The 13,327-nt window shown below is 42.3% G+C and carries 10 protein-coding genes; all 10 read left to right on the forward strand.

Annotated features, from left to right (window positions below):
- Nucleotides 1–113: 113 nt before the first annotated feature.
- The 10 genes from A8805_RS16425 to A8805_RS16470 all read left to right on the forward strand — a co-directional run bounded on the left by A8805_RS16425 (nucleotide 114) and on the right by A8805_RS16470 (nucleotide 13,315).
- Nucleotides 114–2,324 (forward strand): ATP-dependent RecD-like DNA helicase, encoded by a 2,211-nt coding sequence (locus A8805_RS16425; RefSeq protein ID WP_109713142.1) that lies wholly within the window; start codon nucleotides 114–116, stop codon nucleotides 2,322–2,324.
- Nucleotides 2,325–2,362: 38 nt separating this feature from the next.
- Entirely contained in the window at nucleotides 2,363–3,004 is a 642-nt protein-coding gene (locus A8805_RS16430) for a ComF family protein (RefSeq protein ID WP_330405984.1), read from the forward strand.
- Nucleotides 3,005–3,067: 63 nt separating this feature from the next.
- Nucleotides 3,068–3,463: a hypothetical protein gene (locus A8805_RS16435; protein WP_109713146.1), complete on the forward strand. Its 396-nt coding sequence runs from the start codon at nucleotides 3,068–3,070 to the stop codon at nucleotides 3,461–3,463.
- A 4-nt stretch (nucleotides 3,464–3,467) separates the two neighbouring features.
- Entirely contained in the window at nucleotides 3,468–4,637 is a 1,170-nt protein-coding gene (locus A8805_RS16440; RefSeq protein ID WP_109713148.1) for a hypothetical protein, read from the forward strand.
- A gap of 64 nt (nucleotides 4,638–4,701) precedes the next feature.
- Nucleotides 4,702–5,574 (forward strand): diadenylate cyclase CdaA, encoded by an 873-nt coding sequence (cdaA, locus tag A8805_RS16445; RefSeq protein ID WP_109713150.1) that lies wholly within the window; start codon nucleotides 4,702–4,704, stop codon nucleotides 5,572–5,574.
- Nucleotides 5,561–6,841 (forward strand): YbbR-like domain-containing protein, encoded by a 1,281-nt coding sequence (locus A8805_RS16450; RefSeq protein ID WP_109713152.1) that lies wholly within the window; start codon nucleotides 5,561–5,563, stop codon nucleotides 6,839–6,841. Before cdaA ends, A8805_RS16450 begins: the two co-directional genes overlap by 14 nt.
- Nucleotides 6,842–6,860: 19 nt before the next feature.
- Nucleotides 6,861–7,136: an HPr family phosphocarrier protein gene (locus A8805_RS16455; protein ID WP_109713154.1), complete on the forward strand. Its 276-nt coding sequence runs from the start codon at nucleotides 6,861–6,863 to the stop codon at nucleotides 7,134–7,136.
- Nucleotides 7,137–7,175: 39 nt separating this feature from the next.
- On the forward strand, nucleotides 7,176–8,096 hold the full coding sequence (locus A8805_RS16460) for a nucleotidyltransferase family protein (RefSeq protein WP_109713156.1): 921 nt from the start codon (nucleotides 7,176–7,178) through the stop codon (nucleotides 8,094–8,096).
- A gap of 93 nt (nucleotides 8,097–8,189) precedes the next feature.
- Nucleotides 8,190–10,889 carry a BNR repeat-containing protein gene (locus A8805_RS16465; protein WP_109713158.1) on the forward strand — a complete coding sequence of 900 codons (2,700 nt, stop codon included), beginning with the start codon at nucleotides 8,190–8,192 and terminating at the stop codon, nucleotides 10,887–10,889.
- 23 nt (nucleotides 10,890–10,912) lie between these two features.
- Nucleotides 10,913–13,315 carry a glucosaminidase domain-containing protein gene (locus A8805_RS16470; RefSeq protein WP_242992451.1) on the forward strand — a complete coding sequence of 801 codons (2,403 nt, stop codon included), beginning with the start codon at nucleotides 10,913–10,915 and terminating at the stop codon, nucleotides 13,313–13,315.
- The last annotated feature ends 12 nt before the right edge of the window (nucleotides 13,316–13,327 follow it).

A 13,327-nucleotide genomic window follows, 5' to 3' on the forward strand; every position in this document is an offset into this window, starting at 1 on the left:
TGGCGATGGGGCTTGCTATTGCGTATTCAATGTTTTCGCACGGACTGTGCATTTACTGCACAGTCCTGTACTGAACAGTTACTATAAAGTACATAAGCACGGAGGAGATACTTGTGGAAGTAGTTACCGGATATGTGGAACATATTGTGTTCCGGAATGATGATAATGGATATACTGTATTCAATCTGGAAAATGAAGAGGGGGAAATGACCTGTGTCGGGAATTTCAACTTTATAAATGAGGGAGAAATGCTGGAGCTGCATGGTGATTTTGTAAATCACAATGTATATGGAAGCCAGCTCAGAGTCAGTTCCCATGAAGTGAAAGAACCGGAAGATCTGGTTTCTATTGAGCGGTATCTGGGCTCAGGTGCGGTAAAAGGTTTGGGCGCGGCTTTAGCCGGAAGAATCGTCAAGAAGTTTAAGAAAGATACCTTCCGCATTATAGAAGAGGAACCGGAGCGGCTGGCAGAAGTAAAAGGAATCAGTGAGAGAAAAGCAAGGGAAATTGCAGGACAGGTGGAAGAGAAAAAGGACATGCGTAAAGCGATGATCTATTTGCAGAAGTATGGAATTTCTACCACCCTGGCTGTTAAAATTTATAAATATTATGGAATAAAGTTATATCAGGTTTTGGAAGAAAATCCTTACCAGCTGGCTGACAACATAGAAGGTGTAGGGTTTAAAACGGCTGATGAAATTGCTTCCAGAGTAGGAATTCATGTAGATTCTGATTTTAGAATCCGAAGCGGTATTTTTTATGCACTGCAGCAGGCAGCAGGAGAAGGGCATATTTATCTTCCGGAACAAGTTCTGATGGCACGCACAAAGCAGCTTCTTGGAGTGGAAATTCAGGACATGGAAAAATATGTTATGGACCTCTGCATTGAGAAAAAGACGGTACTAAAAGAAGTGCAGGGAGAAATCAGAATCTATCCTGCCCGCTATTATTATCTTGAGCTGCATACTGCCAGAATGCTACATGATCTGAATATTGACTGCAATATGCCGGAGGATATTATGGAGAAACGGCTGCAGCAGGTGGAAGAGAAAGAAGCAATTTCTCTGGATCCAATGCAGCACAGGGCGGTCATCGAATCCATCAAGCATGGACTATTGGTCTTAACCGGAGGTCCCGGAACAGGAAAGACCACAACAATTAATACGATGATACAGTTTTTTGAAAGTGAAGGTATGAACATTCTCCTGGCAGCTCCTACAGGAAGGGCTGCAAAACGAATGACGGAAACCACCGGATATGAGGCGCAGACAATTCATCGTCTTTTGGAGGTCAGCGGGAACCCTGAAGAAGAGGGAAATGTAAATGGGTTCATGAGAAACCGCCAGAATCCGCTGGAAACAGATGTGCTGATTATTGATGAGATGTCTATGGTAGATCTGACGCTGATGCACGGGCTTTTGTCTGCGGTGGTGGAAGGAACGCGGCTGATTCTGGTGGGTGATGTGAACCAGCTTCCGTCCGTAGGTCCTGGAAGTGTTCTGAGAGATATTATTGCATCAGCCAGTTTTCCAGTTGTAACATTGACAAAAATCTTCCGCCAGGCAGGAGAGAGCGATATTGTAGTGAATGCCCATAAGATTAATGCGGGCCAGCCGGTTGTATTAAATAATAAGAGCCGGGACTTCTTTTTTTTGAAACGGCAGGAACCGGATGCTATTATCAGTGTGGTCATTACACTGATACAACAGAAACTTCCTAAGTATGTAAATGCTTCCCCTTTAGAAATTCAGGTTATGACACCGACAAGAAAGGGGCTGCTGGGTGTGGAACGTCTAAATACCATTTTACAGAAATATCTGAATCCCCCTTCGCCGGGAAAAGCGGAGAAAGAGCATGGACAGCGCCTGTTCCGTGTAGGCGATAAGGTCATGCAGATTAAGAACAATTATCAGTTGGAATGGGAAATCTGTACAAAATTTGGCCTGACTGTGGATAAGGGCATGGGGATTTTCAATGGTGATATGGGAATCATAACAGCGATTAATGCCTATGATGATACAGTAGAGGTAGAATATGATGAAAAAAGAAAAGTAAAATATTCATTTGAAATGCTGGAAGAACTGGAGCTGGCCTATGCCATAACTGTACATAAATCTCAGGGGAGTGAATACCCTGCTGTCATTATTCCTTTGCTGCAGGGCCCCAGGATGCTGTACAACAGAAACTTGCTCTATACAGCAGTAACACGTGCAAAAAAATGCCTGACAATTGTAGGGAGTGATATAACATTTCAGGAAATGATACAAAACAAAGACGAACAAAACCGCTATACAAGCCTGGCAGAGCATATTCAGGATTTTTAAATCTTCTGTATCCGCCTGTCTGCCCCTTTTGCAGGAAAATATGTTCAGAAGGAGTTTGTGCGGTCTGTATGAAAAAGATTGTATATATTGGAGAACCCCGCTGCATGCGCTGTGGTAAACCGGTGGAAAAAGAAGAGCAGGAATATTGCCGGGACTGCCTGAGACATCCGGCGTCCTATGAGCAGGGGCGCAGCGTGTGGCGGCATTATGCACCTGTTTCCCAGGCAGTATACAGGTTCAAATATAAGAATAAAAGATATTACGGAAGGATATTTGCAGCGGAGATGGCAAAGTCATGCGGCAGTCACATTCACAGATGGGGAATTGAAGAAATTATTCCAGTTCCTCTTCACCCGGCCAGGAAAAGGGCCCGGGGATATAACCAGGCAGATATACTGGCGGAGGAATTGGGCAGGATTCTGGATATTCCTGTGAATAAAAGGGTCCTGTACCGTGTCCGAAACACAAGGCCCCAGAAGAATCTGGATAATATGCAGAGAATCCGTAACCTAAAGGGTGCTTTTGCAGTATCAAAACAGCAGGGGGTGAAAAAGGCTGTACTGCTTGTAGATGACATTTATACAACAGGAAGTACCATACATAAAGCAGCTTATATGCTGAAGCTTGCGGGCGCTGAAAAAGTGTACTTTTTAACTATAAGCATTGGACAAGGGCTCTGAATATATGATATACTAAAAACGATGTTTAAACAGAACTTCCTTAAAATATGTTGGGGTGACAAAATGTTAGATAAAAATCGAATCAGGCTGATGACGAAGATGGCAGGGTATGAGAAGTCTCTGGCACCGGACGATTTAAAAATCAGCAGCTACTATAAAAAGGATTATACGAGTCTTAACACATTGATTACAGCTATTTGGATTACCATTGGATATGTGCTGGCAGCAGGCCTTATTGTAATCAGCAATATAGATGCGTTATTGAAGGATCTCACAATAACAAAGTTTATTATAGCCGTATCAATTGCAGTTGGTGCATATCTTATATTACTAATAATATACTGTGTCTGTGCGTCGGGTTTTTACAGATCAAAGCATAATCAGGCAAAGCAGCGCGTAAAGAAATATTATAGGGATTTATCCCATTTAGGAAAGATGTATATGAAGGAGAAAAAATAAGAATATGAGCACATTACTTGTCTGGAAAGAACAACTGCAGAAAATCTACGCCAGGTTTTCCATCTATATTATAAAAGTATTACAGTTTATTTTGGGACTGTGTGTATTTGGCCTTATCAACTCCAATATTGGCTTTATGAAGGCTGCTTCATCGATACTGTGTACAATTGGGCTTTCAGCAGTCTGTGCATTTCTGCCTTTAGTTGTGATGGTGATTGCGGCCACAGTACTGATAATGCTGCATTTCTATGCATTGTCTATGCCGATAATGCTGGTATCTTTGGTTATTTTTCTTATTATGTACATTTTCTACTTCAGATTCACACCGAAAAGGGCATGGATTGTTCTTTTGACTCCCATTGCATTTTCTTTAAAGGTCCCATTTGTAATTCCGGTAGCCTTTGGTCTTTTAGGAGGACCAATATGTGTATTTCCGGCTGCATTTGGAACAATTGTTTATTATATACTGCATTATGTGAAAATGTCTTCTTCCGCTCTCAAGGGAGGGGATGCAAAAGGATTAGTAGATAGTTTGATGGCATTTGCAAAGCAGTCTTTGACCAATAAAGAAATGTGGGTCATGGTTCTGGCAGTTGTTGTCAGCCTTTTGATTGTATATGCAATCCGCACAAGGTCTGTGGACCATGCGTGGAAGATTGGCTCAGCAGCAGGATCTATCATTGCCATTGTCATTGGAGCTGTGGGAAATGTGGCTTTGGATGTTCATCTCTCATATGGTTCTATGGTATTGAGCGGAGTGCTTGCTTTCGTAGTAGGCTTAGTTTTGGAATTCCTCTTCTTTTCTGTAGATTATTCCAGTACGGAGCGTATGCAATTTGAAGATGATGAATACTATTATTATGTAAAAGCGGTTCCGAAGATTGTCGTGTCTGCGCCTGAGGTAAGTGTAAAACATATTAATGCAAGACAGGAACAATTTGAGGGAGGTGAAGGCGGCAAGGGAACAATGGCTGTCAATACTGCAAACAGAAAAGGAACTGTAAAATCCCGCAGACCGAAAGCAGGGCCTGTTGTTCCTAAAGCAAGAAATAAAGCGGGCAGAGTAGATGCTGGCATTGCAGCAGACGATATTTTGCTGACCAGAAGTCTTACAAAGGAGCTGGGATTAGATAATTTAGATGATAACCCTACAGATGATTCCCGCCGTTTTTAAAAAGAGAGGATTTTGGGTATCTACTTCGCCATAAGTGCAAATAATTAAGACAGGAGGTGGCAGAATGGAACAGTGGATTAGAAATTTTTTTGACAACTATGTAAGTGACATGTACTTTCCGAATGTCCACCTGACTGATGTGATAGAGATTCTCATTGTAACAGTCATTGTATATGAGATTATGCTTTGGATGAAAAATACAAAGGCCTGGATGCTCTTAAAGGGAATGATAGTCCTTGCAGCGTTTATATTACTGGCTGCAATTTTTCAGATGCATACAATATTATACCTTGCTAAAACGTCTATCAACGTGCTGGCAATTGCCGCCGTGGTCGTGTTTCAGCCAGAATTGCGTCGTGCCTTGGAAAAGCTGGGAGAAAAGAATCTGTTGAGTAATATCAATCCATTTGACAGAAGCAAGGATAATCAAAGATTTTCTGATGAGACACTGGAAGCTCTTGTCAAATCATGTTTTGATATGGGAAGTGTGTCTACGGGTGCTCTGATTGTTGTGGAGCAGGCTATCCGGCTTACAGAATATGAGATGACAGGGATTGAACTGGACTGTAAAGTTTCAACTCAGATTTTGCTGAATATATTCGAACATAATACACCGCTTCACGATGGTGCGGTCATTGTACGGGGAGACAGAATCACATCTGCCACCTGCTATCTGCCGCTTTCAGATAACATGCAGATTAGCAAAGAACTGGGAACCAGGCACAGGGCCGCACTTGGAATGAGTGAGGTAAGCGATGCCCTGATTATCATTGTATCAGAAGAGTCAGGTCAGGTTTCAGTCGCAATGGGAGGACAATTGGTAAGAGGAATTACGCCTGAATATCTTGCGTCAAGGCTGAGTCAAATCCAGTATAGAACTTCTGAACATAAGAAATTTACTATATGGAAAGGACGGCAGAGGCATGAAGAAGTATAAGTTTACGAATAATCTGGGGCTGAAGGTTATGGCTCTTGTTTTTTCTGCTTTCCTGTGGCTGATAGTTGTAAATGTTGACGACCCGGTGGAAACATCCACTTTCCGTAATATCCCTGTTACAGTAAAAAATCCGGAAATTGTAACAAATGAAGGAAAAACATATAAAATACTGGATGATACGCAGACCGTAAGCGTTGTTGTGAAGGCAAAGCGTTCTGTTTTATCCAAGCTGTCCGCCAATAATATTGTTGCAACAGCAGATATGAGTGAGATGCAGATTGATTCGCTGATTCCCATCAGAGCTACGATTCCGGGATATGAGGGCCGTTATACCACCGAGGTAATGCCGGTCAATTTGAGAGTAAAGACTGAAGACCAGACAAAAAATGTATTTCCTCTGACGGTCAGTGCATCAGGTACTCCAAGAGATGGCTTTGTGGTGGGTGAAATGACCACAAATCCTGAAAAAATAACAGTTCGCGGTGCGGAATCACTGGTCAACAGTATAGATAAGGCAGTTGCAAAGGTAGATGTATCCGGTTTGTCCAAGACAACTGTACTGCAGGCAGAACTGATATATTATGACAGTAATGGAAATGTGGTGGATAGGTCTCAGTTAAAAGACAATCTGGGAAGCGACGGAATTACAGTAAATGTTCAGATGCTTAACACAAAAAGTGTGGCTTTAAATTTTGGCGTTTCTGGTATTCCAGAAGAGGGATATATTTTCAGCGGACTTACTTGTGAGCCTGATAAAATACAAGTATCCGGAACGGCAGAGGTTTTGGAGGGCTTTGAGGAACTAGAAATTCCGGCATCAGAGATAGATATAACCGGAGCAGCGGAAAAGCTGGAAAAGACGATAGATATCCTGCCCTACCTGCCTGAGGGAACCCAACTGGTGGATGAAACTGCAAATAATATTGTTGTGACAATATCCATTGAACAGGAAGGGACACGGACGATAGAGCTTTCGGTAGAAGCTATCCGTGTGAATAACCTGCAGAATAATCTTAGGGTATCTTTTGATGAAAATACGGATATAGAATTGCAGTTTAAAGGTATTCAGGAGGTCCTGGACAGCCTGGATATCAGGAATGCAGCCTCTATAGATTTAAAAGCATATACAAAGCCGGGCACATACGAAGTACCGGTAAATATAGAAACGGCGGCGAATATTACCCTGACGAAGAAGCCCACTGTAAAGGTGGTCCTGACAGAGAAGGATGAGAAAACGGAGCAGGAAGAAACAACAGAGAACAGATAATAGGAGGGACAGCTTAGAGATGGTTAGTGAAAAAGTTACAATTAAGAATCCAACGGGTCTGCACCTCAGACCGGCAGGGTTGTTCTGCAAAACTGCTATGCAGTATGGAAGTAAAATCACCATAGAGAAAAAGACAAAAACGGAGGATATAACTGCAAATGCAAAGAGTGTCCTGAGCGTTTTGGGGGCATGTATCAAAAGTGGGGATGAAATCAAAATTGTGTGTGAGGGCGAAGATGAAGAAGCAGCCCTCAGAGAAATGATACGCATTGTAGAAGACGGTTTAGGAGAATAAAACGGCAGGTTGTGCCGGAAAAAAGATAAGGAGAAGATAATGAGTAAAGCTACATTAGTGATCATGGCGGCAGGTATTGGAAGCAGATTCGGAGGAGGCATCAAACAACTGGAGCCGGTGGGACCAAATGGGGAAATTATCATGGATTACTCCATTTATGATGCTATAGAAGCAGGATTTGATAAGGTTGTATTTGTAATCAGGAAGGATCTGGAGAAAGATTTCAAGGAAGTAATTGGTGGCCGTATCGAAAAGATTGTGAACGTGGATTATGCCTATCAGGAAGTAGATGACATACCTGATATATATAAAGAGAGATTCCAGGGAAGAACAAAACCCTGGGGGACTGGACAGGCCATTCTTTGCTGTAAGGACGTGGTAGATGCACCGTTTCTTGTGATCAATGCGGATGATTATTATGGAAAGCAGGCTTTTAAGGAAGGTTATGAATACTTGACAGGGGGAGCCTGTAAAGATAGTCTGGAAATCTGCATGATTAGCTTTGTACTGAAAAATACACTTAGTGATAACGGGGCAGTGACCCGTGGTGTATGTAAAGTTGATGATAAGGGAATGCTTTCCCAGATAGTGGAGACGCAAAATATAGAGAAGGTGAATGGCAGAGCCGTTGTGCAGAAAGCAGACGGAATGCAGGAGATAGATTTAGAGTCTCCGGTATCCATGAACATGTGGGGATTAAGGCCGGAGTTTTTCCAGATATTAGAACAAGGGTTTCGGGAATTTTTAGGTAAGGTAGATGAGTCAGACCTGAAGGCCGAATATCTGCTTCCTACTATGATAGGAGATTTGCTGAAGAAAAATAAACTGGATGTTAAAGTACTGAGATCAAAGGACATGTGGTTTGGAGTAACTTATAAGGAAGATAAAGATGCTGTGGTTTCAGCAGTAAGGGGACTGATTGATGCGGGAGTATATCCGGAGAAGTTATTTGAAAGTTAAGGATGAGAAGAGCATGTGTATCCAAAAGGGTACATGTGCTTTTGTGTGTTTATAAGTAGAGAGGGAGAATACGAAGAGGGGACAAGCTGACATATGAAATGGAAGAAAGGAATTTGCCTTTTAGCGGCGATGCTGGTAAGTGTTTCTAATATCAGTTATGCAGAGGATATAGAAAATAGTACCGAAACATATGAAGATGGGACTACTGGGATTGGAATGGATGAGGGGCAAAATTCAGAACAAGATGCCAGTCAGAATTTGGAACAGAATGCAGGTCAAGATCCAAGCCAAAGTACTGAACAAAGTGCAGCTCAAAACACAGGGCAAAGTACTGAGCAAAATGCAGGTCAGAGTCTAGAGCAGGATATACCGCAGAGTATGGAACAAGATGAAAGAGAGTATGTTGTCTGGGGACAGGGGAAGGGTATTACACCGGAAACTCTGGATAGCAGGGATGACCAGTTTGCTCCTGTTTTTTCAGATTTGGTGATAGTCAAGGTAGAAACCTCTCTAAAGAATAAAATTGAGACTTATTGGAAAAAGAATACTGAGGAAATTAATTTTGGTCAATTAATAAGTCAGGGACAAATACAAAATACAAAAGTTGCCTTTTATGAGTATGAGAATGCCATGATTTTCACTTCAGACTATGGAACCTATAGTATACGGCTTCCTATGCTGAATACATTTATTTCCAGTGGAGGAGTAGAGAGTCTTGGGGTCCCTCTCGGGGAACAGATTATAAAAAATGGCCATGCTTATCAAAAGTTTGAAAAAGGAACTGCGTCATGCAGGATAGAGAAGTGTGCAGATACTTTAGTAGTGCGCAGGAGAAATGTCTATTACTTCAAAAATACATTGGGTAATGGTGAAGCAGATAAAGTGGTGGCATATGGCAAAGCAGGGGATGAAGTACTAGTCGGAGACTGGGACGGAGATGGTCTGGATACCCTCTGTGTGAGAAGAGGAAATACCTATTATTTTAAAAACAGCATATCCAGCGGAGAAGCAGACTCAGTGATACAATATGGTAAAGCAGGAGATGAAGTACTGGTTGGAGACTGGGATGGAGACGGTCTTGACACGCTCTGTGTAAGAAGAGGAAATACCTATTATTTTAAAAACAGCATATCCAGTGGAGAAGCTGATTCTGTCATACAATATGGCAGAGCAGGAGACAAGGTACTGATTGGAGATTGGAACGGAGATGAATTAGATACGCTCTGTGTGAGACGGGGAAAAGAGTACCATTTTAAAAACAGCATATCCAGTGGCGCCGCAGATTCTATCATAATATATGGAAAAGCAGGAGATGAAGTTCTGGTAGGAGATTGGGATGGAGACGGTATGGATACGCTTTGCGTGCGGAGACAAAATGCATACTACATAAAAAACAGTATTCAAAGTGGTCCTGCAGATTTAACTGTTCTTTATGGAAAAGCAAATGATGTCACCTACACAGGAGCCTGGGCTTCACAATCCAAAATAGAGAAAAATAATGCAGAAAATCTGAGCTTTAACAATTCTCAGGGCTTTAATTATAGTAGGCTGACCCAGGCCTTTGCGGGGAATAGTGTGAATTCAACTGCTTTTCGGAAAAGCGCCGTAACAACACATGTGGATGCCGGCGGGAATCAGATTCAATATTGTGCATACTATGATTCTGATGGAACAATTGTACTTGCCAGGCGAACCAATGCAGGGGAATGGAGTTATCAGTGGACAGACTTTAAAGGTGATATCGCGGATGCACACAATGTGGTATCTCTGGCAGTTGATGGAGCCGGCTATCTTCATATGGCATGGAGCCGGCATGCAGGAGCATTGATGTATGCAAAATCAGAATCTCCCGGAACGATGACAATGATTCCAGGACAAATGATAGGGACCCTGGAGAACAACGTGACATATCCGGAATTCTATGTGCAGCCTTCCGGGGATATGTTTTTCTTATACAGAAACGGAAGTTCAGGAAATGGAAACATAGTTCTGAACAGATATAGCGTATCATCAGGAAGCTGGCAGAGAGTACAGGATAATCTGATTTCCGGAGAAGGAAGAATTTCTCCTTATTGGCAGGCGTGTGTTGATAGTATGGGCAAATTGCATATATCATGGGTTTGGAGAGAAACCGCGGATGCCTCTACAAATTATAACTTGTCGTACGCAGTTTCCTCAGATGCAAGTGGTAGCACTTTTGTGAATTCGTCTGGTGAAGTGCAGACATTGCCGATTACAGAAGACAGAGCGAAGCCAATCTATCATATTCCAAAGGGGAGTGCATTGATTAACCAGACCGCTATGACAGCAGACGGGGAGGACAAGCCATATATCATCTCCTATTGGAGGGTAAATGGTGTAGTCCAGTATAATGTAATCCGTTTTACCGGAGAACAATGGATTATCTATAACACTGATATCCGAAATAGCAACTTTGATCTGTCCGGGGCAGGCACCAGGCAACTTCCCTGTGCCAGACCGCAGATTCTGGTGAATGGGGTAGGGGAAGATGTAGATATTTATGTGCTTTTTCGGGATGATGAGAGAGGCGGAAAGGCCTCTATTGCAAAATTAAGCTTGCAAGGTATGGAAATTATAACAGAAAAAATGATTGATATAACAGGTTCATCTTTAGAAGAGTGGGAACCCAATTATGATATTGCACTGTGGAATCAAAGTAAGAAAATCAACATTTTCATGCAGAAAGAATACTTTACTGCAGATGGAAAGGAAAGTAAAAATCAAACAGAGTACATATATGTAACAGATGTGACTTCATTTTTAAATGAATAGGGGAGAAATGAAACCAGATTACAATGGAAGGTAATGATGAAATTACAGAAAGGACAAACGATAAGGGTGAGTATATGAAAAAACGATGGCTAGCAATCGGATTGAGTATTTGTCTGGCTTTAAGCATGTTTTCTACGCTGGACGTACGGGTTTCTGCGGAGGATGCAGGAGTGGCTCCGGCAGAGGAAACTATAGTTCCTCCAGAAGAAGGTGAAACAACTTTAGTGGAAGACGAAACAGCTATACCGGCGCAGGAGGGGGATGTTTCTGAAGACGAAAAGGAGGAAATGTCAGAGGAAAATGAGGCTGATATTTCAGCGGAAGAGAATGCGGTGCCGTCAGAGGAAGAGAGTGTTACTCCTGTGGAAATCCAGATAATGGATGAATATGGAAATATTACTTACATCATGGATGAGGTTTCGCCGGTGGTGGAGGAACCTTCTATGAGAGCACGGACATTTGATGTTAGTGATAAGGTAGTGAACTTACGGGCAAAAAAAAATGGTACGGCGGCGGATGTTAAAAATCCTATGAACTATACGGAATACGGAACAGGAAAAAAAGGGTACGTATATGGATACATGGGGGCGGATGCGGCATACCTGGGTACTGAAAACGGCAAAGTCAAATTTATGATTAGCGGTGTCATTGGGATGGTAAATGAAGCAGAGGTGCAAGTGGTAAGTCAAAGCGCTGAAAAAGTCAGCAGTTACTATGCAAATGGGACCAGCCTTATACATATAATCTGTTCCAATATGAATGCTGCTCCTAATGACTACAGAAGCGAGTTAAATGTTGGACCGCAACAGTCGTACATGAAAACAGGGACAAAGTATTATAGTTATGACGGACATTACTTTTATACAGATTACTCAGTTATGCTGGCTGATTATAGAAATAACACAAGAAGCCGATCTATCAATGCGCAAAGTCCTTATTACAATTATTATCAGTATCTGCCTTTTAGAAGCACGACTGGTTACACTGCCACACAATTGAGCAGCAAAATCAATGCAAAAACGAATAACAGTTCTAAAATCTGGAATCTTGGAAACAGCTTGATTACCAATCAGAATACATATGGAATAAATGCTCTTCTGGCGGCAGGGATTGCGGCAAACGAAAGTGCTTGGGGGAGAAGTGATATTGCCCAGGCAAAAAACAATATTTTTGGTTTAAATGCTGTTGATAATTCTCCGGGAACCAGTTCCGATACATATTCCACAGTGGATGCATGTGTCAAAAACTTTGCAGAAGGCTGGATGTCAAAGAGATACTTGAACCCCAATAATGAAAATTATTATGGTGGCTTTTTGGGAAATAAAGCCAGTGGAGTTAATGTAAAGTATGCCTCTGACCCCTACTGGGGTGAAAAAGCAGCAGCCATTGCGTGGGGGTTGGACTCAGAAGGGAAAGACAGGTATAAATATACTCTCGGGGTAAAGGACGTTATCAGTGGTACCGGATATATAAATTTGAATGTGAGGAAAGAAAGCAATGCTTCTTCTGCACAGCTCTTTACAGCAGGGCCCCAGACAGATCATTCTTTTCTTATCTTAGGACAAAGTAGTGAATTCTACAAAGTACAGAGCGATCCGGTATTGAACAGCGGGAGAACAGGAATTGACGGCTCTACTGGAAGATATGATTTTTCCAAGATGTATGCATATGTAAGCTCTAACTATGTGACTGTAGTATCCGGAAAAGTAAATCAGGGAACACCTGGAGAAGGCACTTCGCCTCCAGGTAAAACAGCAGATACATTAGCTGTGCGCAGAGGAAATACTTATTATTTTAAGTATTCCCTATCAGATGGAGTCGCTGATTTAACAGTTCCCTACGGAAAAGCAAGTGATGAAGTGCTCATCGGCGATTGGGATGGGGACGGAGTGGACTCTCTGTGTGTACGCCGGGGAAATATTTACTACTTTAAAAACGGTTTATCCGGTGGAGAAGCTGATTATGTGGTAAGATACGGCAGGGCAGGCGATGAGGTTCTGGTAGGAGACTGGGACGGAAATGGCGTGGATACGCTATGTGTGCGGCGAGGCAATACCTATTACATTAAAAATAGTCTGTCAGATGGTGAGGCGGACATTACGGTGCTGTATGGCCGGGCAAATGATACAGTCTTAGTAGGTGACTGGGATGGGGACGGAACAGATACATTATGTGTGCGCAGAGGAAATGTCTATTATTTTAAAAACAGCTTGTCAAATGGTGAGGCGGATTCTGCCATTCCATATGGAAGAGCCACAGACCAGATACTAACCGGAGACTGGGATGGAGATGGCAAAGATACTCTGTGTGTACGGAGAGGCAATGCATATCATATTAAAAACGGTATTGCTGAAGGTGTGGCTGATCAAGTAGTCTTATATGGAAAAGCAGATGATATCACATATGCGGGAAGATGGAAAAAATAAGGTATATTATGA

This window comes from Faecalicatena contorta (genome assembly GCF_003149105.1).
GTDB lineage: Bacteria > Bacillota > Clostridia > Lachnospirales > Lachnospiraceae > Muricomes > Muricomes contortus_C.

Bases quoted from the DNA above. Each gene is read 5' to 3' on its own strand.
- cdaA (WP_109713150.1), top strand. From the start codon at position 4,702: ATGGAACAGTGGATTAGAAATTTTTTTGACAACTATGTAAGTGACATG.
- A8805_RS16440 (WP_109713148.1), top strand. From the start codon at position 3,468: ATGAGCACATTACTTGTCTGGAAAGAACAACTGCAGAAAATCTACGCC.
- A8805_RS16435 (WP_109713146.1), top strand. From the start codon at position 3,068: ATGTTAGATAAAAATCGAATCAGGCTGATGACGAAGATGGCAGGGTAT.
- A8805_RS16455 (WP_109713154.1), top strand. From the start codon at position 6,861: ATGGTTAGTGAAAAAGTTACAATTAAGAATCCAACGGGTCTGCACCTC.
- A8805_RS16460 (WP_109713156.1), top strand. From the start codon at position 7,176: ATGAGTAAAGCTACATTAGTGATCATGGCGGCAGGTATTGGAAGCAGA.
- A8805_RS16450 (WP_109713152.1), top strand. From the start codon at position 5,561: ATGAAGAAGTATAAGTTTACGAATAATCTGGGGCTGAAGGTTATGGCT.
- A8805_RS16465 (WP_109713158.1), top strand. From the start codon at position 8,190: ATGAAATGGAAGAAAGGAATTTGCCTTTTAGCGGCGATGCTGGTAAGT.
- A8805_RS16470 (WP_242992451.1), top strand. From the start codon at position 10,913: ATGGAAGGTAATGATGAAATTACAGAAAGGACAAACGATAAGGGTGAG.